Raw genomic sequence first — 22129 nt, 5'->3', positions numbered from 1 at the left:
TAACTGGCATAACTCTTGAATTATAGAAGAAAAGAGCTTGTAAATCGTTTGATATTCAGCGAGATTACATAATAGAAATAGAAACATTTAAATAATTAGACAATGTGCGAGCAACATTTGTGACACATTGTCCTAAAACAATATATGGGAAATTCAAAACTTACATCATTAGACAAGTTGTCATTTCAGGATTTACACGAAGATGCAGATTTTATTCCGCTTATGTCTTCCGAAGACGAAGATGCAATGCATAAAGAAGAGCTTCCTGAAATTCTTCCAATTTTACCCCTTCGAAACACGGTTTTATTTCCTGGCGTTGTAATCCCGATTACTGCTGGGCGAGACAAATCAATAAAACTTATAAACGAAACCAATAAAGGAAATAAGGTTATTGGCGTAGTTTCACAAAAAGACGAAAATGAGGAGGAGCCGGGTATTGGTGATATCAATACCATTGGTACGGTGGCACAAATACTTCGGGTGCTTAAAATGCCCGATGGCAATACTACGGTAATCATTCAAGGTAAAAAGCGCTTTGAGGTTGCTGAAGTAATAACCACCGATCCTTATATGACCGCGACCATTAGAGAGGTTGCCGAAGCGCGCCCTGAAAAAGAAAGCGAGGAATTTAAGGCAATCATAGATTCCATAAAGGAAATGGCATTGCAGATAATCAAGCAAAGCCCAAATATTCCTTCGGAAGCGGCCTTTGCCATAAAAAATATTGAAAGCTCCAGTTTCCTTATCAATTTTGTTTCTTCAAACTTAAATATTGATGTTGAGCAAAAGCAAGCTCTTTTAGAAATCAACAATCTGAAAGATCGCGCGCTTGAAACACTTCGGTATATGAATATGGAAATCCAGAAGCTTTCACTTCGGAACGATATTCAGAGCAAAGTACAGAGCGATATCAATCAACAACAACGCGAGTATTTTCTTCAACAACAGATGAAGACCATTCAAGAAGAATTGGGTGGTTCAACCATGGAAGAAGAGATAGAGGAGATGCGCGAACGTTCCAAAACCAAAAAATGGAGCAAGGAAGTTGAAAAACACTTCCAGAAAGAACTTTCCAAGATGCAGCGAATGAACCCACAGGTTGCGGAGTACAGCATTCAGCGTAACTATTTGGAGTTGCTTTTAGATCTGCCTTGGAACAAATACAGTAAAGACAAGTTCGATTTAAAACGTGCAAGAAAAGTATTGGATCGTGACCATTACGGACTTGATGACGTTAAAAGACGAATCATCGAATATTTAGCCGTTTTGAAATTGCGAAACGATATGAAATCGCCAATACTTTGCCTTTACGGACCTCCGGGAGTTGGTAAAACATCTTTGGGAAAATCAATTGCAGAAGCTTTGGGCAGAAAATATGTTCGGATGAGTTTGGGTGGTCTTCGTGACGAAGCTGAAATCCGTGGACACCGAAAAACATATATAGGAGCAATGCCTGGGCGGATTGTACAAAGCATCAAAAAAGCAGGAACAAGCAATCCAGTATTTGTTTTGGATGAAATTGACAAAATTTCAGCAAGCAATCAAGGAGATCCTTCTTCAGCAATGCTTGAAGTTCTTGATCCGGAGCAAAACAATTCGTTTTACGATAACTTTTTAGAGCTTGGTTATGACCTTTCCAAAGTAATGTTTATAGCTACCTCCAATAGTTTGAGTACCATTCAGCCCGCGTTGCGCGATAGGATGGAGATTATAGATGTTACAGGTTATACCATAGAGGAGAAAGTGGAAATTGCAAAACGCCATTTACTTCCGAAACAGCTTAAAGAGCACGGAATGGAAAGCGATGCCCTGAAAATTGCAAAACCGCAACTTGAAAAAATCGTGGAAGGCTATACCCGTGAAAGTGGTGTTCGTAGCTTGGAAAAACAGATTGCAAAAATGGTACGTTATGCCGCAATGAAAATTGCAATGGAAGAAGCATACGAAGTGAAAGTTACCAACGATATTATTATAGAAGTTTTGGGCGCACCTAGAATGGAACGCGATAAATATGAAAACAATGATGTTGCAGGTGTTGTTACAGGCCTTGCGTGGACTAGGGTTGGCGGCGATATATTGTTTATAGAATCTGCACTTTCTAAAGGAAAAGGGACTTTAAATTTAACTGGTAACCTTGGGAAAGTTATGAAAGAATCTGCTACAATAGCTTTGGAATATATAAAATCCAACGCCGAACAGTTAGGGATTAATCCAGATATTTTTGAAAATTATAACGTACACATTCACGTGCCAGAAGGCGCAACACCCAAAGACGGGCCAAGTGCGGGAATAACGATGCTTACTTCTTTGGTTTCGCTATTCACACAGCGAAAAGTAAAGAAATCAATTGCGATGACTGGAGAGATAACACTTCGTGGCAAAGTGCTGCCTGTTGGTGGAATAAAGGAAAAAATACTTGCCGCAAAACGTGCCCGAATTAAAGAAATTCTTCTTTGTGAAGACAATAGACGCGATATAGACGAAATAAAACCCGAATACCTAAAAGGACTGACCTTCCATTATGTGAAGGATATGAGCGATGTATTGAATTTAGCGTTGACCAAAGAAAAGGTGAAGAACGCTAAAAAGCTTTAAACTATTTTTTTTATGATGATTAATGTATAATTGTTTTTCGCAACCGTACATTAATCATCAATGATTTCATTTGTCAATTATATTTCTTTTTAAAAGGACAAATGGAATATCCTCTTATCATTGGTCATAACAATTTAAAAATTAATCTTGGATGTTTCTTTCCTTTGCAAAAATAAATTATACTTGCATTCGTTTAGTTTTTAGTTACGGTAACTCGCGTCTATGGCCCAAAAGGTTTTTTTAGTTGTTTCACTTTTTATATCTCAGCTTTTGGTAGCGCAGATAGGGGGAAGGGCAACGTATCAATTCCTGAATCTAGTCAACAGTCCAAGAATGGCTGCATTGGGGGGTAAGGTGATTACAAATTATGACTACGATCCTACACAAGGCTTATTTAATCCTGCAAGCATCAATCCTGCGATGGATAATCAACTATCGCTTAACTACACAAACTATATTGGCGATGTAAACTACGGCACGGCTGCATACGCCTATCTTTGGGACAGAAGAACGCAAGTTTTGCACGCAGGTGTAACCTATATTAATTACGGAAAATTTGATGGTTATGATGAAGCTGGAAACCCAACAAGCAGTTTTAGCGGGGGTGAAGTAGCCCTTTCCCTTGGCCATGCCAGAAATATCGCATTTACCAATTTTCACGTTGGGGTAAACCTGAAACTTATTTCTTCAAAATTGGAAAATTACTCTTCTTTCGGAGGAGCATTGGATATTGGCCTTATGTATGTTTATGAAGACTGGGATCTCCAAATAACAGGAGTTGCCAGAAACCTTGGAATGCAGTTTACGCCTTACCACGAAGAATACGAGCCATTGCCGTTTGAGATAATTTTAGGAATTTCACAAACTTTGGAAAACATTCCAATTCGTTGGCATTTCACTATGGAAAATATGCAACAATGGAATATCGCATTTTCAAACCCTGCCCGCTCAGAAACCGATCTGGAAGGAGTGACCACAGATGAAAAAATTACTTTTGTTGATCAAGCATTTCGACATATGATTGCTGGAATTGAACTTTTTCCTGAAAGTGGTTTCAATATTCGTTTGGGATATAACTTCAGAAGAGGTGAAGAGCTTCGTATTCTTGAGAAACGCTCCTTTGCTGGAATGAGTGCGGGGTTTGCGATCAAGTTGAATAAATACAGGCTAAGTTACTCCTATTCAAAATATAGTTCGGCGGCATCATCGAGTTTCTTTGGGCTAAACATAGACCTTCAATAATGCAAAAAATTACCATAGCCATTGACGGATATTCCTCCACGGGAAAAAGTACGGTTGCAAAGCAACTTGCCGATTATTTGGGCTATGTGTATGTTGATAGTGGCGCAATGTATCGTGCCGTAACGCTTTATGCAATGCAGAACGGTATTATTTCAAAAGGTAATTTTGACATTGAGAAATTGGAAGAATCACTTCCTTCAATTCATTTAAAATTTAAAAAGGAAGCCTCCTGGAACAAAGCGCATATTTTTTTGAACGGAAAAGATGTAGAGAATGAAATCCGCAACCTTGAAGTTTCAGAATTTGTTAGTCCAATAGCAACCATTCACGAAGTACGAGTAAAATTGGTTGCCCAGCAGCAGCAAATGGGCTTGGAGAAAGGAGTGGTAATGGACGGTCGCGATATAGGAACAGTGGTTTTCCCGAATGCTGAACTGAAAATATTTATGAATGCTTCTGCACCCGAGCGAGCGCAAAGAAGGTATAAAGAACTTATGGATCGGGGAGATACCGTTACTTTTAATGACATCCTCAAAAATATTCAAGAGCGCGACCATATAGACACCACGCGTGAAGATTCCCCATTGCGAAAAGCTGCTGATGCCATTGAAATTGATAATTCTGAAATGAATCTTCAAGATCAGTTTCACGTTGTGCTACAACTGGCTAAAGACCGAATTGCGGGCCGTATTTAAATTTCTGTTTTCCTAAGTTCCATTTCTCTTAGATCTTTTTACCATTGAAATTTATTATAAATTTATAAAAAATGAGCTTTTTACAGGAGTTTAAAAATTTCGACATAAAAGGAAATATGATCGATATGGCTGTGGGCATTGTTATTGGTATCGCATTCAACAACAGAATAGCACCATCATCAAAAAAATTGTAATGCCGTCTATCCTTGCTCACAAATGGTGTTAATCTTTCAAATAAAAGATAAGTACACCGCGCTGCAAAAGATTCAGTAGAAGAAGTAGGTGTGGATTATGGAGAGCTAATTGAGGATTGAAAGCGTTTGCCATTTTTTTCAAAAACTCACAAATCGCTTTAAGTAAAGGCCAGAGGGCCCAAAAGATAAAACTGTAGAAACACCAAAAAATAGTCAAATCCTTTCAAATATTGAAAAAATGATGGAAGAGCAAAACTCACTTATTGAGAACAAACATACCGCTTCTCAATACTGCTAAAAAATAAATACCTGTGTTATTTAAAGCCAATCTTTTAGTAACTTTATAAATGCTCCGAGACAAAATTATTAATGTATACCGGGAATACAAACTTGCTTTACTTTCAATAATTTTATTCCTGTTCCTATCTGCATTATCTGTTATTAGCTATAATAAAACTGTTGAGGATCAAAGACAGGCCAAGCTAAGGCAATTGGAGATTGCGGGTAATTTGACTTATCAAGATTTTAAGAAGATAATAGGTCACAACATAGCCTCTTTGGAAAATTTACTAGACCGAATTGTGGAGAGCAACGGCAATTTCAAAACTTATTTGAAGTCTGACACGGAAAGAATTATCAAACAAAATCAGTCCATTAAATTTATTGAATACATAGACAGTACTGGAGTTATAAACTTTGTGGTTCCATTTGACCCGAACCGAGCCGTACTTAATTTAGATATAAAAACAGTAGGATATCGTTATGCAAGTTGGATTGCAAATTCTAAGGATACCTTGGTAAATATAACTTCTTGGGTTGATCTTACTCAACACGGAAAGGCTTTTTTGGTAGATGTTCCCATTTATTACGACGGTAATTTTCAGGGAACTATTTCTGCGGGCATGGATTTTACAGAACAGTTTGACGATATAAGTTCTAAACAAAATCTTTTCTGTGTCCAAATTAAAGACGATGTAGACAATATTTTTTACAGTTACAATAAACCAGAATCAGAGATTTTAAACTCCGAACAAATTTTCACACAACCCCTAAATCCAATTTCCAATAGGACAGTGGGCGCTTGGAAATTTAATTTTATGTTTTATTCCAGTAGTGAGTTAAGAGCCACTACACTGCAAAACTACATCTTAGCATTTGGTATTTTTCTATCCTTTCTTATTGGGTTGTTGGTCTACTACTTTCAATTGGCAAAAAGACAGTCACAGCGTTATAAGCTAGTGAACGATAGTCTGAATGTACTGAACGTTGAGCTTGAAAAAGAAAGAATTAGAGCAGAAGATGCCTCCAAGTCAAAAACGCAATTTCTCTCGAACATGAGTCATGAAATTAGAACCCCGTTAAGTGCGATCCTAAGTATTTCTGAAATATTGGAAGGCAAGCAACTTTTAGACAGCGAGAAAGAATTTTTAGAAATAATGCAGGATTCATCAAGGGTTTTACTGAATCTTGTCAATAATATTCTTCACATTGAAAAAATTGAAACTGGAAAAGTAGGGCTTTCAAGAGAAGCTTTTAGTCCATTTAAAACGCTTAAAAAAATTGTTGAAATATACGGTCCGACGGCAAAAATAAAAGGGATAGCGATAAAAACAAATTTTGAAAATTTTCAAAATCCTAAAAAAGTACTCGGTGACGTTTCACGTACAGAACAAATTTTTAGTAATCTTATAAGCAATGCCACAAAATTTACAGATGTTGGTACAATAACAATTTTATATGATGAAGAGGAGGAAAATGGAAACCTAAAAATTAACATGAAGGTGGCCGATACAGGAATAGGAATTGATCCTTCCAAAACAGATGTTATTTTTGAAAGATTCAAACAATTGGATTTTGGAATCACTAAAAAACATCAAGGGAGCGGCTTGGGTCTTGCTATAACAAAAAAGCTGGTAGAGATGATGGATGGGAGTATTGAAGTGCAAAGCGTAATGGGGGAGGGATCCACCTTTACGGTCTCACTGGAATTTCCTATAGTTGAGAGTCAAAACGAGAATAAAAAATTAAGAGAATACAGAGATTTGAGTTATCTCAAAGTTTTGATTGTGGATGATAATCTGCTGAACCAAAAGATCTTGGCGAAAATATTATCAAAAATTCAAATTCAGCCAGATCTATCAAAAGATGGGGACGATGCTTTGCTAAAATGCACTTCTAGCCATTATGATCTTATTTTTATGGACGTACATATGCCAGGAAAAGATGGGTTTGAAATTGTACAACATCTACGAAAAATTGACAACACCTCAGTTATCCTTGGGTTTTCTGCCGATGTGACCAAAGAAGCGATTGAAAGAGGTATGAAGGTAGGAATGAATGACTATCTAACCAAGCCCATTGAACAGGAAACTTTATTTAATATTTTGAACAAATACTTTTCCTGAAACCGATGGTATAATATCTAACAATCAGGGTTTTTAGAAAAGAAACCTGTTAATGAGCTACATTAACAACTACACGCTTAAATAATTATTAAAAAGGGTCTTATTTTGTTTTCCTAGCTACGGCCTTGCTTGACTTGGTCTTTCCAACTTCGCTGAACTCAAAAGTGTATGAGTCCTTTTGTGTAGTTAGTATTTTAATTAGAATGGCCTTCTTTTCAGCTTGATTTTTTGGGTGGAGTTTTTCCAAGACATATTCACAGTCATTGATCCAGCGGATTGAAGAGGTGTCGCTTTTACCATCAAAGAAATCAATCTCGATGGAATCGTTGCGGGTAATGGTTGTTTTGAAAACTTCAGTGCCCGAAAGAGCTTCAAATTCAAACGTTCCAGTCTTGAAATCTGAGCAATTACGCTCACCTTCATAACAGCTGTTAAAAAAAAGTAGAATTAATAAAAGTATAGAAAAACGCATTTCAAATTTTTATGCGAATTTCCGAAAAATTACCGAAACTGCTTAGTTTTGGTACACATTAAAACTACCATCCTTATAAAAAATGACAATCCTTTCAATATCCTTTGAATTTTGATTGATTGGAATAGTTTTATTTTCTGCCCCGCTATTTTCTTTTGAAAAAAGATCCAATGGATTTTCTTTCGTTGCAATCGGTTTTTGTTTTGGAGTAACTATAGCATTTCTGTTTTCAGGAGCAGAGGGGAAGGCCCCCTTTCCAAATAAGAGCCAATTCATTTCCACTTCAGGAAATTTCTGAAGCAGTTTCATTACAAATTCTAAACTCGGCTTATTTCTTCCTGATAGCAAATGTGAAATTGTGGAGCGGTTAAAATCCATTTTTTCTGCAAATGCCGTGGCAGTTATACTGTAATATTCCAGTATTTTTTCAAGTCTTTTTACGAAATCTGAACTGTTTATCATTGTAACATTAAGTATAACTAATCAACGGTTACAAATGTAAATTATTTTAATCTATCTAGAGTGAAACAATAAAAACATTTTAATTATTATTGAAATTACACTTCAATCAAGACACTGTAAACAACTAGTAAGTAATTATTTAAGTCAATTTTTAGAAAATAGAACGCAATTACCGTAATTAACACCGTTAGACACATCAATTTTGTTTACCGATGTAATCAATATTGGATATTCTTCTTGTTTACATTTGTAAACTAAGCATTGTTTAACTTTGTAAACTTCAAATTTTATTATGGAAATAAGCAGTTGGTACCGGAACCATTTTGAATTCCGAATAAGTGGCAGATATATTACTATGCAGCACATTTATCCATTGTTGGATATGTATAAATTAAATTATGAAATTTCGGTACCTGGACTTTCGGAAACGGGACAAGATATTCCATTGATAAAAATTGGGAAAGGTTCTGAAATTATTTTGGGCTGGTCACAAATGCACGGAAATGAATCGACAACTACCAAAGCTCTTTTCGATTTTTTAAGATTCGTAAGTCAGAAACACTATTTTCAAACTGAAATTGAGCAATTCTTAAATAAATATACTTTTTATGTATTTCCAATACTAAATCCTGACGGCGCTCAATTATATACTAGGGAAAACGCGAACAAAGTAGATTTAAATCGCGATGCGCAATCTTTATCACAAAAAGAGAGCAAATGCCTTCGCAATACTTTTGACGCATTAAAACCCTCTTTATGTTTGAATTTACACGATCAACGTTCCATTTATGGTTTTAATGATGGCAAACCCGCCACGGTTTCGTTTTTATCTCCCGCCGCTGATGAGAGAAGAACTATAACAGATTCCAGAAAGATTGCAATGCGGCAAATAGCAAAAATGGATAACGTTTTGCAACAATACATTCCAGGGCAGGTTGGGAGGTATGACGACAGCTTTAATGAGGCCTGTGTTGGCGATACTTTCCAAAAAGCTGGTGTACCTACCATTTTATTTGAAGCAGGTCATTTTAATCAGGATTACCAGCGTGAAAAAACACGGGAATTTATTTTCTATGCACTCCTTTCCTTGTTTGATATTATTGGTGAAAAGGAACAACCTATGAGTCACGAGAAGTATTTTGATATTCCCGAAAATCTTAAAAATTACAACGATTTCATCCTTCGAAATGTAAAACTACAGGATGAAAAAAAGCTGGTTTCCGTAGCAATTCAATACGAAGAAGTTTTAAAGAATGATCAAATTATCTTTTCACCAATAGTTGATGAAATAGGAAAACTCGAAAGTAAATTTGGACATCATGAAAAAGATGCAGAGGGATCGGAAATATTAACAAATCCACAAGAAAAATTAACAGTTGGGTCAAATATTTTAGAAATAAATAACAAATACGATAAATCCGTAATTTATTTTCAAAAATTAAATTCTTTTATAACGTAAAACTTTATATTTTTGCCAAAAAGAAAAAAGTAGCCATGGCAAAATTTAAATTAGACGATACAGACCATAAAATTCTCGATTTGTTAATCGATAATACACGAATTCCTTTCACTGACATTGCAAAAAAACTAGAGATTTCTGCGGGTACCGTGCACGTTCGCGTAAAAAAGATGGAAGACGCTCAGATTATAACCGGTTCTTCACTTCAGGTTGATTATAAGAAACTGGGATATTCCTTTATAGCTTATGTAGGAATTTTCATTTTTAAAACTTCACAGACACAGTTTGTTTTGGAGCGAATCAGCCATATACCCTATGTGACGGTAGCACACGTAACTACTGGTAAATTCAATATTTTCTGCAAAATCAGGGCCCGAGATACAGCACATGCCAAGGATATTATTTATGAAATAGATGATATTGAAGGCGTTAGTCGTACAGAAACAATGATTTCCTTGGAAGAAAGCATTAATGATAAAAAAAGATTGCTTCATTCCATATTTAAAGAGATATAATATTTCACCCAATTTTATATTAAAGCCTTTGCCTTACAGCAAAGGTTTTTTTTATCTTTAGATAAAAAATTATGAAGCCATCAGAAATCTTACTTTCAGAATACAATCCTTATTATAAGCGCTATATAGATTTGGTTGAGAACATCAATTTGGTTGATGCGCTTGAAAGGGGATTGAATAGGAACAAAGTCTTTTTTGAGAGCTTGCCCAGTAATAAATGGGACTATCAATACGCTGCCGGAAAGTGGACGCCCAAAGATATATTGCTGCATATTGCCGATACTGAAAGAGTTTTCGCGTATAGAGCTTTGTATTTTTCCCGAAGCGATAATGCGGAACTCAAAGGTTTTGATGAAAATATATTTGCCGAAAAGGCTCTCGCATCCAATAAAACAGTTGAAGATCTTTTGCAGAATTATGTAGCGGTACGAAATGCGACGCTGAGTCTTTTTAAAAGTTTTGACGAAAAGGAGTTAAAGCAATTAGGTCAAGCCAATGGGAGCATCATGTCTGTAAGAGCTACTGGATTTATAATCTGCGGTCACGAAAAGCACCATTGCAATATAATAACGGAGCGTTACCTGTAATGAAATTTTTTAGACTACTAAAAGAAACTTATTTTAGTTGGGATAAAAATGATCCTTGGGCAAAGAGTGCCGTTATCGCTTATTACGCACTTTTTTCGTTGCCGTCTTTGTTGATTATCACTGTTCATTTTGCAGGCATTTTTTTTGGCAGAGAAGCAGTGGAAGGCAGAATTACAGTTGAAATTAGTGGCCTGATAGGGAAACAGAGTGCAGAATTGATCCAAACAATGATCATCAATGCAGCTCTCTCAGAAAGTTCGGTGCTATTCATTATTTTTGGGATTGGGATGTTGGTCTTTGGGGCGACTGGTGTTTTTTTTCAACTTCAAAAAGCATTAAACGATATCTGGAGTGTTCGTTCAAAAAAAAACACCATACTAGACACTTTAAAGCGCAGGGCTATTTCCTTTGGAATGGTGCTGGTTATAGGTTTGCTACTACTAATATCTTTGATTATAACTACTGCAATTAATGCCCTTAGCGATATAATAGGAAATTATTACACAGAACTTTCAGCCCATATTGTAGAAATACTAAATTTTATTTTTTCACAAATAATAATAACAACTTTATTTGCTGCTATCTTCACATTACTTCCGGACGTAAAAATAAAGTGGAAAACCAATTTTATAGGCGCTTTTATGACTTCATTGCTTTTTTTGGCGGGAAAGTATTTAATTGGTTTTTACTTCGCAAAATCAGACCCAGCTTCTATTTATGGAGCTGCGGGAAGTTTAGTGCTTATTCTTTTGTGGGTCTATTACACCTGTCTTATATTATTTTTCGGAGCTGAGTTCACTGTCAATTGGGCAATCTATCGAAATATAAAAATTGAACCTACCAGCAACGCAACACTTTCTTATGAACTTGAAATGGAGGAATTGCGCGAGTACAAGCGAAAAGTGGAAGCCGATAAAAAAAAAGCGGAAACCTTAAAGAGTAATTAATTCCTTTATCATTTCTTAACAAAGATTAGTAAAAGATTAATATCAGAAAATTGATAGTCTTGATCGTACTTATTAAATTTATTTAAAATTAATTGTTTAACTAAAAATGAAAAAGACTATGAATAAGAGAATCGCAATCTTAGCAACTAACGGATTTGAAGAATCTGAATTAAAATCACCCAAAGAGGCGATGGAAAAAGAAGGTTTTACTGTTGAAATAGTAAGTGAAGAAGAAGGAAAAATTAAAGCATGGGCAGACGGTAATTGGAGCAATGAATACACTGTTGACAAAACCATTACTAATGCCAGTGCAAGTGACTATAATGCATTGGTGCTTCCCGGGGGTGTTATAAATCCTGACAAATTGAGAAGGAATAAAAACGCATTAAATTTTGTAAAAAGCTTCTTCGATCAAAAGAAACCAGTAGCCGCAATTTGCCACGGACCACAGATTTTAATTTCAGCGAACGTTGTTAGGGGAAGAAAAATGACTTCATTTAGCTCCATTAAAGACGATTTAATTAACGCTGGAGCAAACTGGGTAGATGAAGAAGTTGTGGTTGATGAAGGCTTTGTCACAAGCAGAAACCCGAAAGATTTACCTGCTTTCAATTCAAAATTGATTGAGGAGATTAAAGAAGGTAAGCACAAACTTCAGCATGCGTAATAGCAAACGAAAGTTTCAACAATAAAAAAGAGGCAATCACGCCTCTTTTTTATTTAATAGAGGATTATTCCTCTTCTTCCATTTTCTTTTTATCCGGAATTTCGCTTATCGGCTCATTGAAATCAGCATCATCATAATCATCTTCATCAAAATTTGCCATGGATGTTTCGAGACGGGAACTCACTTTTACCAAATAAATAGTATCGTTCGTTTTCACCTCAACCGCTTCTACGGTCTCATTTTTGGCGTTTTTAAAAGTGATAACATGGTCATCGTCATATCCGTCAGGATACTTTTCAACTAATAGAGAAAGTATCTCGGGGGTCAACTTTCGGTAATCTACAATAATGCGCTTCATTTAATATTCAATCTTATGGTTTGTGGTTATAAAACTATTCAAAAATAGATGACATAAAAATATTTTGAAGAAATTTTTTAGAAATTTTTATAATAATCGAATGCACTGTATATCAATTCATTACTGACAATGCAGTCGGTTCTATGGTGGCCTATGTCCTCCATAAGCACAAAAAGCACTTGCCCGTTCCTGTTTTTTTTGTCGAAAACCAGTAGGTTTATGATGGCTTCAATATCATTTTTTTCGAAAGATTGCTTTGGAAAATACTTGAATATCGTTTTTGAAACATCTTGCAATGATTCTTTCGTAAATCCATAGGTTTCCACTGAAATGTAGCTAGCCAAAACAATTCCAGCCGCAACCGCTTCACCGTGTAACAGGGTTTTCCTCTGAGGGTGTTCAAGAAAATACGATTCTATTGCGTGGCCGAGGGTATGGCCATAATTTAGGGTTTTTCGCAAGTTTTTTTCCAAGGGATCTTTGGTGACAATTTCTTTTTTTATTTCAATAGAATCCCAGATCAATGCTTCAAATTCCAGTTTCTTGGAAACATCAATATTTTTTACGCGTTCCCAATACTCTTTACTGTGGATGATTCCGTGTTTTAGCATTTCTGCAAGACCAGAAGTAAGGTGTTCCGCAGGTAAAGTATTTAAAAACTCGGTGTCTAATATTACCATTTCAGGAAGGTTGATCACGCCAATTTGGTTTTTTACATGTCCCAAATCAATCCCATTTTTACCACCAACGGAAGCGTCAACCATTGCTAGTAGGGAAGTGGGTATGTTTATAAATGGCAAACCACGCATAAAAGTAGAAGCTACAAAACCTCCAAGATCGGTGATTACGCCACCACCGAGGTTAATTATTAAACTATTTTTATCGGCACCTTTTTCTGAAAGTGTTTCCCAAACTTTTAAGCATGTATTTATGTTTTTATGGATTTCGCCTGCTGGAATTGTGATGATTTGGGGAACGATTTCAAAATTGTTCCTTTTCAAAAAATAGGGTAGGCAGTGTTTATTGATGTTTTCATCGGTAAGAATAAATATTCCTGAGGGTTGTAATTTCTTTATTGAATCTGAAAAGATTTCCCAAGCAATTTCATTGCGATATACCTGTCCTTTTTCATTTAGTAATTTTCCCATAAACTTATTGATTGTTCTCTTATATTCAGAGTTCAAATCTAACTATATTTGCACACTTTATTTTATTTTTTATATGACATCAAACTCCCTCTTTGATAATACCGAAACTGCATTCAAGCTAAAAAGTGATTCCGAACTGGAACGCGCATACTTTCTTTTCAAAATGATTTCTATGGAACCATTAGTGAAAATTGGTTCAGCGGTTACAAAATTTGCACTGAATTTAAACCTTCCTGTAGAAGGACTTATCCGCTCTACTGTGTTTGACCATTTTTGTGGTGGCGTGAATGAAAGAGACTGTATGTCTACAGTCGATAAACTTTATGACGTTGGAGTATCTTCCGTATTGGATTTTTCTGTTGAAGGAAAAGAGGAAGATGCACAATTTGAGGCCACTGCGGCTAAAGTAATGGAGCTGACCGAGCTTTCCAAAAACATGGATGCGATGCCATTTTCGGTCTTTAAACCTACAGGATTTGGAAGGTTTAAAGTGTACCAAAAAATTACCGAAAACCAGCCGTTGACTGATGTTGAAAAAGTGTATTGGAAGAATATAGAAAATCGTTATGACCGAGTTTCAAAGACAGCTCATGATTGCGGGATACGTCTGCTTATTGACGCTGAAGAATCCTGGATGCAGGACGCTGCCGATGAACTTTGTGAAATAATGATGGAAAAATACAATACGGAACGTCCTATAGTTTTTAATACTTTGCAGTGCTATCGTTGGGACCGGTTGGAGTATTTAAAAGATTTACATCAAAAGGCCAAAGCAAAGGGATACAAGCTTGGCTTTAAAATTGTTCGTGGCGCTTATATGGAAAAGGAAAACGAGCGTGCATTAGAAAAAGGGTATAAAAGCCCAATCTGTGAGAGCAAAAAAGCCACTGATGACAATTTCAACGAAGTAATGAAATATATTTTGGACAACCTAAATGATATTGAATTGTTCGTAGGAACACATAATGAATCCAGCACATATCTGACAATGGATATGATGAAACAAAAAGAAATTTCAAAAAGTGATGATCGTGTTTGGTTTGGCCAACTTTTCGGGATGAGTGATCACATTTCATTTAATCTGGGGGCAGTTGGGTACAATGCTGCGAAGTATATTCCTTTTGGTCCTGTGAAAGACGTTATGCCTTATTTAATAAGACGTGCAGAGGAAAATACTTCGGTTGCAGGACAAACTAGTAGGGAGCTTACCCTTTTGAAAAAGGAGAAGAAGCGAAGGAAGCTTTAAAGAAATTTAGAAGGTAAGTGTTTAAAAATTTAGAGGGTATACTTTAAAGTGAAAGCGCGATTACTTCTGAATAATGTTTGCTTCGGTGACGGTTGCTAAGCTGTCGCAATTTTCAATTCTGATTTTCAGGTTTTTTTCCAAAATTCTCCCTTCAACAACATATTGTTTGCAGGAATCCAGATTGGTATTGCTTTCAGAGAACACTACATCGCCGTCTTCCAATAAAGTTGAAATCGCCGAGGTATCCATTTGATTTTCCCGGAGAACTGCTAGTGTTTTTTCAGAAAAGGCGCGTTCTTTCAGTCGGATGTTTTTAAGGGTTCTTGCATCCAAACCGTAGGCACAAGATGTTTTTTTTCCGCTCAGAATAAAAAACAGCAGGGCAATTCCAACTATAAAACCTCCTGAAAAATAGACCAATCGGTATGCTAACTTCATTATTTGGGATTAGGGATTGTTGATTAATTAGGAATTTGATTTGTTAAAACTTAAAAAATCAATAAATTAAGATCGCTATAAGGCATATCAAACCAATCTGCAACTGCCTTATTGGTCAAAATTCCGCGGTAAAAGTACAACCCATTTTTTAAACCGTTATCAAAACGAATGGCATTTTCGAGTCCGCCACTTTCGGCAATTTCCAAAATATAGGGTGTGAAGATATTACTTATTGAAATAGAGGCGGTTTTGGGATAACGCGCGGGGATATTGGGTACCCCATAATGGATCACGTCATGTTTTATGATTGTTGGGCTGTCGTGGCTGGTCATTTCGGTCGTTTCAAAACAACCTCCCATATCTACACAAACATCTATAATTACCGCTCCTTTTTTCATATTGCGCACCATTTCTTCCGTAACGATTATGGGTGCTCGATTATGCCCGCGGACAGCGCCAATGGCAACATCACAGCGCAAAAGAGCTTTCATCAAATTTTTTGGTTGTACAGTAGAAGTGTACAGAATACGGTTAACATTCGTTTGAATTGTTCTTAATTTGGTAATGGAGCTATCAAAAACTTTAACGTTTGCACCCAAGCCAAGGGCAGACCGAACCGCAAATTCGCCTACAGTCCCTGCACCAATTACAACAACTTCAATAGGAGGGACGCCACTAATATTTCCAAAAAGAAGGCCATTTCCCTTTTTTGCATTAACCATTAACTCTGCAGCAATCAGTACAGAGGCCGTTCCCGCAATTTCGCTTAAAGCCTTAACGGCAGGATAACTGTGATCTTCGTCTTTGATAAACTCAAAAGCAAGAGCGGTAATTTTCTTTTTTGAGAGCGCATCAAAGTAAGATTTTTGCCTGGTTTTTAATTGAAGTGCCGAAATGAGTACTGTTTTTGGTTTAATTATTTCCAATTCTTCCAGGGTAGGGGGCTCTACTTTTAGGACCATTGGGCAGCCAAATACTTTTTTTGTATCCTCAGTCAATTGTGCGCCGGCTTCTGAGTAATCTTGGTCTGAAAACCCTGCTTCATTTCCGGCTCCTTTTTCAATTAAAACCCTGTGGCCATTGCTCACAATGGCATTAACCGCATCTGGAGTAAGACAAATTCGTTTTTCCTGGAAATAGGTTTCTTTGGGAATACCTATATATAGTTCTCCTCTTTGTTTTGCTATTTCAAGGGTTTCTTCTTGAGGAAGCAGTTGTGCAATTGTGAAAGGTGTTTTTGGTTTTGGCATAGTTTAAACTTGCTTGACCGTATCAATTTACGGAATAATTTTAATATTTAATCAAGTTAAAAATTACCGAAACAGGTCTCTTATTTGTTGCCAAAAAGTTCTTCTTTGGAGAAGTTCCTCTTCAAAGGACTTTAGGTCGTCTGCTCTCATTTGGCTGAAAAGTTTGGCGCGAATCAAATAAACAGATGGAATAACTACCATCATTACTGGTATTACATATATTATTTCAACTTCATCAGCATTTAAATTTTGCTTTAAAATATTGAATAATTGAAAAACATACATGGACAGAGGAACGAGAATTATCCAGTGCCACCAGTGTTTACATGTAAAAAACCATATAAGCAATAAAATTACGGGAATAACCTTACCGGTTAAAAACCATGCGTATTGATAAAGAGAAGGGTATTTTGTTGTGAAGGTAAAAAAAGAAGTTTCCCAAACTTGAGTATCGCTTGAGAAACTTTCATATGCATAGTATATTAAAGGAGTGCAAGCCATTATAAAAACGATAATGCCTCCCTGTATAAGGCTTTTTTTATCCGGCTGGCGGAACTGAAACCGTCCTGACGTCGATTTGTTGTGGGGTTTGTTCATCTTGGATTCCTTCTGGGGTGCAAGAAGCAAAAAGTCCTGCGGCAAAAATTGCGGCTACGATAATAAGTTTTAGGTTTTTCATAATAATAAGTTTTTGTGAGGTTAATATGGTCCAAACTTACAATCAAAAAACTTAAACATAATAATTAAGTTTATGGTATCTTTACAGGTTATTCTGCAATAAAATGCTTTGAAATGCATTCTAATCTTCAAATTGGTGTTAAAACCTTAACACTTCAAATAACGCAGTAATTATATTTTTTATTTCACCGGCAATTATTGGTTGATTTGCTTCTAGTTTTTTAGTTAGTATCTTAGTTAGTTTTGAGGTTTTTATTTAATGCTATCTCAAGGAATTTATGATATAATATCATTTTTTTGTGACAGCAGTTGTAATTTATAAATTGTTATTTCACAAAAATAACAACGCACTAAGGTACATATTAAATTTGATATTGAATAAAAGCGGTGAATCAAAAAAGATCTTTGATCTGTTGCCAAAGGTTCTTTTTGGTTACCAAATCTTCTTCAAAACTTTTTAAATCTTTGCCCAACAATTTGTTTGATAGCTGGGCTCTTATGAGATAAACCAACGGAATAATAACCAACATTATAGGGAAAAGCCACCAGATTTCAACCTCGTCTACAAAACTAGCATCGTCATTTATTACACTGAAAAGCTGAAAGGCAAACATTCCGATAGGTATCAAAATAACATGGTACCACCAATGTTTACATGTAATAAACCAGATAATGAGCAGTAATAAGGGAACGAATTTCCCCATCATTGTCCATACGGACACATACACCATCTTGTACCAATTGGAATGATAGGTAAAAAAGAAAGTTTCCCAAGTCTGTTCTTTTGGGAAACTTTCATAAGAATAAAATATATAGGGCGTAGCCGCTATAATAAGAGCTATAATACTACCCGTTACGAGGTACGATGATGTCCGCTTTGTTGATCTGTTGGGGTGTTTGTTCATCCTGGATGCTTTCTGGGGTACAAGAAGCTAAAGTTCCTAATGAAAAAATTGCTGCGATAAATAAGTACTTTACTGTTTTCATAATAAATAAGTTTTGTGAGGTTAATATTACACCAAACCTACTGCGAAAATTGAAAAGTATATTAATTATTATTATTATATATTTATAAATTTTTTGGTAATAAAGTCCCTTCTCTATAATTATTGCGATTTGGGGCAAACGATTAAGAATAAATTTATAAACAGGTATGTCTCGCTGCAATTTTACTTCACGGGCATTAATTTTAAGGTTCTACTTCCGTTATTATTTTTTATAATATATATGCTATTTGCACTTTCGGGTAACAATTCGATTATTTTCTCAGGCCATTCTATAAAAATAAAATTTCCACTGTAAAAATAATCTTCCACTCCAATATCATAAGCTTCCTCTATATTAGTAATTCTATAAAAATCAAAGTGGTACACTACACCATCTTTAGCCTCATATTCATTTACAATTGAAAAGGAAGGGCTTCCAGATAATTCAAGAACCCCAAGTTGCCTTACAATTTCCTTAATGAGTGTGGTTTTGCCTACCCCCATTTCTCCATAAAGTAGGAATATATTTGATGCTGATGCTGTCAGGATTTGTTCAGCAACTTCGGAAATTTCGTTTTGGGTGTATGTTATTTCCATTTAAAAAACGGAACGAATATAAAAAATATATCAATAAAATCAGCATTTATTGAACAAATGACAAAATTAATAAAACGAAATGAAGTTTTATCTTGGTGTTAAGACTGCAAAAGGAATTATCATTTCTTCCAAAGAAACTCCCCCGTGCTGGTAGGTGTTTCTGTAATAACTTACATAATGATTATAGTTGTTTGGGTATGCAAAGAAATAATCACTCTTGGCAAATATAAATGAACTACTCATATTAATCGTAGGTAAACAAATGGACTTAGGGTCTTTAGCCGCCAAAACCTCTTTGTCTTCATACGTTAAACTCTTCCCTGTTTTGTAACGAAGATTAAGACTGGTGTTTTTATCGCCGATTACTTTTGAAGGGTTTTTTACATTAATGGTTCCGTGATCTGTAGTGATTATAAGCTTGAAACCCAATCGTGCAGCTTGTTGAATAACCTCTAGCAGTGGCGAGTTTTTAAACCAGCTTTGAGTTAAGGAGCGGTATGATTTATCTGTGGAAGCCAATTCCTTAATAACCTCCATTTCAGTTTTTGAGTGGGACAGCATATCCACAAAGTTATAGACCACTACAGTTAAATCTTCGTCTTTATGGCTTTTGAAGTTTTCTACAAGTTTTTTTCCTTGCTTTAAACTTGAAATTTTATGATAACTCCAATTTAATGATAAACCGAGGCGTTTTAGCTGGGCGGCCAAAAACTCTTCTTCTTTCATGTTTTTCCCGCCTTCCTCAGTATCGTTCAGCCAAAGGTCGGGATGTAATTTTTCCATATCACTTGGCATAAGGCCAGAAAAAATAGCATTTCGAGCATATTGGGTAGCTGTGGGCAAAATACTGCAGAAAAGATCTTCGTTGGTTTTTTTATAAATATTTGCAATCGTTGGCTCAAAAGCTTTCCATTGATCAAATCTTAAATTGTCCACAACCACTAATAGAGTAGGTGTTCCTTGCTGTAAATGTGGCTGTATTTTTTCTTTGAATAACGTATGAGACATTGTGGGAGCCTCGCTTGGATCTTCAAACCATTTTGGGTAATTTTTGTCAATAAATTTACAGAACTGATTATTGGCCTCTGTTTTTTGCGATTCCAAAATTTCAAACATTCCAGAATCCTCAATGTTTTCAAGTTCCAATTCCCAGTAAACTAATTTTTGATAAAGGTCTTTCCATTCTTCAAAACTGTTCACCATGGAAAGATCCATTGCTATTTTTCTGAATTCCTGTTGATAGTTTGAAGTTGTTTTTTCTGAAACCAATCTGCTGTGGTCCAAATTCTTTTTTAAGCTCAGAAGGATTTGGTGGGGGTTCACGGGTTTTATTAAGTAATCGGCTATTTTGGAACCGATAGCTTCTTCCATGATATATTCTTCTTCGCTTTTCGTGATCATCACCACTGGAATGGAAGCTTGTTGCTCCTTGATTTCCGCCAGTGTTTCAAGTCCAGAGAGTCCTGGCATGTTTTCATCTAAAAAAACAATATCGAATGTTTCCTTTTTTATTTCTTCCAAGGCATCGGTACCGCTCTGTGCGGTAGTCACTTTGTAATTTCTGCTTTCAAGAAAAAGAATGTGTGGTTTAAGCAAATCTATCTCGTCATCTACCCATAGTACTTTTATGTCGCTCATATATGTATATTTGTCTTATTACTCCGAAACTTTAGCGTAGGAGTATCATTAAATTCAATTTGTGAATAATTCTAGTTGCTTTGAAGAATTCCCTTCAAAAATAGCCCTGAATTGGTTCAAAAAACCGCCGCAGCTATTAATTTAAAGTTAAAGTTTGAAAACACTTCCAAAGCTTAAAATCATTAACGATCCCATATATGGTTTTATTACCATACCCAACAAGCTGGTTTTCGATTTGATGGAGCATAAATACTTCCAAAGGCTTCGTCGGATTTCGCAAATGGGCTTTTCATATATTGTTTATCCGGGCGCGCATCACACCCGTTTTCATCATGCGCTGGGCGCTATGTTTTTAATGCAAAAAGCAGTGCAAGTGCTTCAATCAAAAGGAATTGAGATTTCAGAAGAGGAAGAAGAAGCACTTTATATTGCCATCCTTTTGCACGATATTGGTCATGGCCCTTTTTCACATGCTATGGAGAATAGCATCGTTGAAAACATTAGCCACGAGCATATTTCTCTTCTTTTTATGGAAGCGTTGAACGAGAAGTTTAACAAGCAATTAACGCTTGCTATACAGATATTCAAGGATGCTCATCCTCGGAAATTTTTTCATCAATTGGTTTCTGGTCAGTTGGACATGGATCGTTTAGATTATTTAAAACGAGATAGTTTTTACACTGGTGTGCCAGAAGGTACCGTAAACGCGCAGCGCCTAATAGCAATGCTGAATGTGAAAAATGATGAATTGGTGGTAGAGGAGAAGGGAATATATTCGGTTGAGAATTTTCTCGTTGCCCGTCGCTTAATGTATTGGCAAGTCTATCTTCACAAAACTGGAATTGTAGCCGAACAGTTATTGGTTCGAGTTTTGAAACGTGCCAAGCAACTTTCAGCACAAGGGGTTGATCTTCCTGCAAGCAAAGCTTTAAAATTTTTTCTAAATAATAATATAAGCTTGGATGATTTTTCAGAAGAAGTGCTCAATACTTTTTCAAAACTGGACGATTATGATATTATTTCAGCAATGAAGATGTGGGTAGGAAGCGATGATTTTGTTTTAAATAATCTTTCCAAAATGCTTCTGAATAGAGATTTATTAAAAGTAAAAGTGAAATCACAGCCTTTTCCAATTCAAAAAATAAAGGAAAAACGAAAATATCTTATTGAAACATTTAATATTTCAGAAGAAGAAGCTTCCTTTTTTGTTTTTGCCGGAAAGCTTGAAAACCAAGCCTACAGCATGGAAAAAGATACCATAAATTTACTGAAGCAAAACGGGAAAATTATAGATGTGGCAAAAGCTAGCGACCAGCTCAATTTGGAAGCACTTTCAAAGTCTGTAGTGAAATACTATATGTGCTATCCAAAAAACAATACCCACAGCTATCGAGGCTAAGTCCTTTTTTTCTATTTTTGCAACAATGAAAACTAACGACCAATGTTCAATTCATATAAAAAACACTAATTTGCGGTTGCGCTTTTTATGCAATTTGGTCAAAGATAACCAACACGCCCAATGAAACATCCATGCTTAATTTTTAAACATA

The 22129-nt window shown here is 35.8% G+C and carries 22 protein-coding genes; 12 read left to right on the top strand and 10 right to left on the bottom strand.

All coding sequences use genetic code 11. The features are described 5' to 3' along the window. Nucleotides 1-144: 144 nt before the first annotated feature. From lon to ESU54_RS04400, 5 genes are all read left to right on the top strand, one after another. Nucleotides 145-2595: an endopeptidase La gene (gene lon / locus ESU54_RS04420; RefSeq protein ID WP_111843929.1), complete on the top strand. Its 2451-nt coding sequence runs from the start codon at nt 145-147 to the stop codon at nt 2593-2595. Nucleotides 2596-2817: 222 nt separating this feature from the next. Continuing rightward, complete coding sequence (porQ, locus tag ESU54_RS04415; RefSeq protein ID WP_111843928.1) at nt 2818-3837, top strand: type IX secretion system protein PorQ; 1020 nt, start codon at nt 2818-2820, stop codon at nt 3835-3837. Continuing rightward, nucleotides 3837-4532 carry a (d)CMP kinase gene (cmk, locus tag ESU54_RS04410; RefSeq protein ID WP_111843927.1) on the top strand — a complete coding sequence of 232 codons (696 nt, stop codon included), beginning with the start codon at nt 3837-3839 and terminating at the stop codon, nt 4530-4532. The genes porQ and cmk overlap by 1 nt, the downstream gene beginning before the upstream one ends. Before the next feature lie 71 nt (nt 4533-4603). Then, on the top strand, nt 4604-4726 hold the full coding sequence (locus ESU54_RS18055) for an MscL family protein (protein ID WP_235004551.1): 123 nt from the start codon (nt 4604-4606) through the stop codon (nt 4724-4726). A 347-nt stretch (nt 4727-5073) separates the two neighbouring features. Beyond that, complete coding sequence (locus ESU54_RS04400; protein ID WP_146848080.1) at nt 5074-7131, top strand: ATP-binding protein; 2058 nt, start codon at nt 5074-5076, stop codon at nt 7129-7131. Nucleotides 7132-7231: 100 nt separating this feature from the next. Here ESU54_RS04400 and ESU54_RS04395 read toward each other — a convergent pair whose 3' ends face one another. Next, a complete protein-coding gene (locus tag ESU54_RS04395; protein WP_111843925.1) occupies nt 7232-7603 on the bottom strand; it encodes a DNA topoisomerase IV in 372 nt (123 codons plus the stop codon). 42 nt (nt 7604-7645) lie between these two features. Next, complete coding sequence (locus ESU54_RS04390) at nt 7646-8065, bottom strand: helix-turn-helix domain-containing protein (protein ID WP_111843924.1); 420 nt, start codon at nt 8063-8065, stop codon at nt 7646-7648. Between the two features lie 292 nt (nt 8066-8357). On the opposite strand from ESU54_RS04390, the gene ESU54_RS04385 reads away from it, so the two are divergent. From ESU54_RS04385 to ESU54_RS04365, 5 genes are all read left to right on the top strand, one after another. Further along, the gene (locus tag ESU54_RS04385) at nt 8358-9524 is read left to right on the top strand and encodes a M14 family zinc carboxypeptidase (protein ID WP_111843923.1); all 1167 of its coding nucleotides are present in this window, start codon (nt 8358-8360) and stop codon (nt 9522-9524) included. Nucleotides 9525-9559: 35 nt separating this feature from the next. Next, nucleotides 9560-10039 carry an Lrp/AsnC family transcriptional regulator gene (locus ESU54_RS04380; protein ID WP_111843922.1) on the top strand — a complete coding sequence of 160 codons (480 nt, stop codon included), beginning with the start codon at nt 9560-9562 and terminating at the stop codon, nt 10037-10039. A gap of 71 nt (nt 10040-10110) precedes the next feature. Next, on the top strand, nt 10111-10626 hold the full coding sequence (locus ESU54_RS04375) for a DinB family protein (protein ID WP_111843921.1): 516 nt from the start codon (nt 10111-10113) through the stop codon (nt 10624-10626). Beyond that, entirely contained in the window at nt 10596-11573 is a 978-nt protein-coding gene (locus ESU54_RS04370) for a YihY/virulence factor BrkB family protein (RefSeq protein WP_317046615.1), read from the top strand. The genes ESU54_RS04375 and ESU54_RS04370 overlap by 31 nt, the downstream gene beginning before the upstream one ends. 118 nt (nt 11574-11691) lie before the next feature. Continuing rightward, on the top strand, nt 11692-12240 hold the full coding sequence (locus tag ESU54_RS04365; RefSeq protein WP_111843986.1) for a type 1 glutamine amidotransferase domain-containing protein: 549 nt from the start codon (nt 11692-11694) through the stop codon (nt 12238-12240). 64 nt (nt 12241-12304) lie between these two features. Here the strand turns inward: ESU54_RS04365 and ESU54_RS04360 are convergent, their stop codons facing one another. Both ESU54_RS04360 and aroB read right to left on the bottom strand, forming a co-directional pair. Continuing rightward, nucleotides 12305-12598, bottom strand: a complete 294-nt coding sequence (locus tag ESU54_RS04360) for a hypothetical protein (protein ID WP_111843919.1) — start codon at nt 12596-12598, stop codon at nt 12305-12307. Nucleotides 12599-12675: 77 nt separating this feature from the next. Next, the gene (aroB, locus tag ESU54_RS04355; protein WP_111843918.1) at nt 12676-13746 is read right to left on the bottom strand and encodes a 3-dehydroquinate synthase; all 1071 of its coding nucleotides are present in this window, start codon (nt 13744-13746) and stop codon (nt 12676-12678) included. A 73-nt stretch (nt 13747-13819) separates the two neighbouring features. Here aroB and ESU54_RS04350 point away from each other — a divergent pair, with 73 nt between their 5' ends. After that, entirely contained in the window at nt 13820-14992 is a 1173-nt protein-coding gene (locus tag ESU54_RS04350) for a proline dehydrogenase family protein (RefSeq protein WP_111843917.1), read from the top strand. A gap of 60 nt (nt 14993-15052) precedes the next feature. On the opposite strand, the gene ESU54_RS04345 is transcribed toward ESU54_RS04350, so the two are convergent. From ESU54_RS04345 to porX, 6 genes are all read right to left on the bottom strand, one after another. After that, the gene (locus ESU54_RS04345) at nt 15053-15430 is read right to left on the bottom strand and encodes a hypothetical protein (RefSeq protein WP_111843916.1); all 378 of its coding nucleotides are present in this window, start codon (nt 15428-15430) and stop codon (nt 15053-15055) included. Nucleotides 15431-15480: 50 nt separating this feature from the next. Beyond that, nucleotides 15481-16680, bottom strand: coding sequence for an alanine dehydrogenase (locus ESU54_RS04340; protein WP_111843915.1), 1200 nt, complete (start codon nt 16678-16680; stop codon nt 15481-15483). A 538-nt stretch (nt 16681-17218) separates the two neighbouring features. After that, the gene (locus tag ESU54_RS17780) at nt 17219-17359 is read right to left on the bottom strand and encodes a hypothetical protein (RefSeq protein WP_160113261.1); all 141 of its coding nucleotides are present in this window, start codon (nt 17357-17359) and stop codon (nt 17219-17221) included. 391 nt (nt 17360-17750) lie between these two features. After that, entirely contained in the window at nt 17751-18263 is a 513-nt protein-coding gene (locus tag ESU54_RS04330) for a hypothetical protein (protein WP_146743976.1), read from the bottom strand. A 264-nt stretch (nt 18264-18527) separates the two neighbouring features. Continuing rightward, nucleotides 18528-18941, bottom strand: coding sequence for a tRNA (adenosine(37)-N6)-threonylcarbamoyltransferase complex ATPase subunit type 1 TsaE (gene tsaE / locus ESU54_RS04325; protein ID WP_111843911.1), 414 nt, complete (start codon nt 18939-18941; stop codon nt 18528-18530). Between the two features lie 87 nt (nt 18942-19028). Beyond that, nucleotides 19029-20579 (bottom strand): T9SS response regulator signal transducer PorX, encoded by a 1551-nt coding sequence (gene porX / locus ESU54_RS04320; protein WP_111843910.1) that lies wholly within the window; start codon nt 20577-20579, stop codon nt 19029-19031. A 154-nt stretch (nt 20580-20733) separates the two neighbouring features. Here porX and ESU54_RS04315 point away from each other — a divergent pair, with 154 nt between their 5' ends. Then, complete coding sequence (locus tag ESU54_RS04315; protein ID WP_111843909.1) at nt 20734-21978, top strand: HD domain-containing protein; 1245 nt, start codon at nt 20734-20736, stop codon at nt 21976-21978. The last annotated feature ends 151 nt before the right edge of the window (nt 21979-22129 follow it).

Origin of the sequence: Aequorivita antarctica (assembly GCF_007997155.1) — a bacterium.
GTDB lineage: Bacteria > Bacteroidota > Bacteroidia > Flavobacteriales > Flavobacteriaceae > Aequorivita > Aequorivita antarctica.
This window is presented reverse-complemented; position numbering and strand designations above follow the sequence as displayed.

Bases quoted from the DNA above. Each gene is read 5' to 3' on its own strand.
- lon (WP_111843929.1), top strand. From the start codon at position 145: ATGGGAAATTCAAAACTTACATCATTAGACAAGTTGTCATTTCAGGAT.
- porQ (WP_111843928.1), top strand. From the start codon at position 2,818: ATGGCCCAAAAGGTTTTTTTAGTTGTTTCACTTTTTATATCTCAGCTT.
- cmk (WP_111843927.1), top strand. From the start codon at position 3,837: ATGCAAAAAATTACCATAGCCATTGACGGATATTCCTCCACGGGAAAA.
- ESU54_RS18055 (WP_235004551.1), top strand. From the start codon at position 4,604: ATGAGCTTTTTACAGGAGTTTAAAAATTTCGACATAAAAGGAAATATG.
- ESU54_RS04400 (WP_146848080.1), top strand. From the start codon at position 5,074: ATGCTCCGAGACAAAATTATTAATGTATACCGGGAATACAAACTTGCT.
- ESU54_RS04395 (WP_111843925.1), bottom strand. From the start codon at position 7,603: ATGCGTTTTTCTATACTTTTATTAATTCTACTTTTTTTTAACAGCTGT.
- ESU54_RS04390 (WP_111843924.1), bottom strand. From the start codon at position 8,065: ATGATAAACAGTTCAGATTTCGTAAAAAGACTTGAAAAAATACTGGAA.
- ESU54_RS04385 (WP_111843923.1), top strand. From the start codon at position 8,358: ATGGAAATAAGCAGTTGGTACCGGAACCATTTTGAATTCCGAATAAGT.
- ESU54_RS04380 (WP_111843922.1), top strand. From the start codon at position 9,560: ATGGCAAAATTTAAATTAGACGATACAGACCATAAAATTCTCGATTTG.
- ESU54_RS04375 (WP_111843921.1), top strand. From the start codon at position 10,111: ATGAAGCCATCAGAAATCTTACTTTCAGAATACAATCCTTATTATAAG.
- ESU54_RS04365 (WP_111843986.1), top strand. From the start codon at position 11,692: ATGAATAAGAGAATCGCAATCTTAGCAACTAACGGATTTGAAGAATCT.
- ESU54_RS04360 (WP_111843919.1), bottom strand. From the start codon at position 12,598: ATGAAGCGCATTATTGTAGATTACCGAAAGTTGACCCCCGAGATACTT.
- aroB (WP_111843918.1), bottom strand. From the start codon at position 13,746: ATGGGAAAATTACTAAATGAAAAAGGACAGGTATATCGCAATGAAATT.
- ESU54_RS04350 (WP_111843917.1), top strand. From the start codon at position 13,820: ATGACATCAAACTCCCTCTTTGATAATACCGAAACTGCATTCAAGCTA.
- ESU54_RS04345 (WP_111843916.1), bottom strand. From the start codon at position 15,430: ATGAAGTTAGCATACCGATTGGTCTATTTTTCAGGAGGTTTTATAGTT.
- ESU54_RS04340 (WP_111843915.1), bottom strand. From the start codon at position 16,680: ATGCCAAAACCAAAAACACCTTTCACAATTGCACAACTGCTTCCTCAA.
- ESU54_RS17780 (WP_160113261.1), bottom strand. From the start codon at position 17,359: ATGAAAAACCTAAAACTTATTATCGTAGCCGCAATTTTTGCCGCAGGA.
- ESU54_RS04330 (WP_146743976.1), bottom strand. From the start codon at position 18,263: ATGAACAAACACCCCAACAGATCAACAAAGCGGACATCATCGTACCTC.
- tsaE (WP_111843911.1), bottom strand. From the start codon at position 18,941: ATGGAAATAACATACACCCAAAACGAAATTTCCGAAGTTGCTGAACAA.
- porX (WP_111843910.1), bottom strand. From the start codon at position 20,579: ATGAGCGACATAAAAGTACTATGGGTAGATGACGAGATAGATTTGCTT.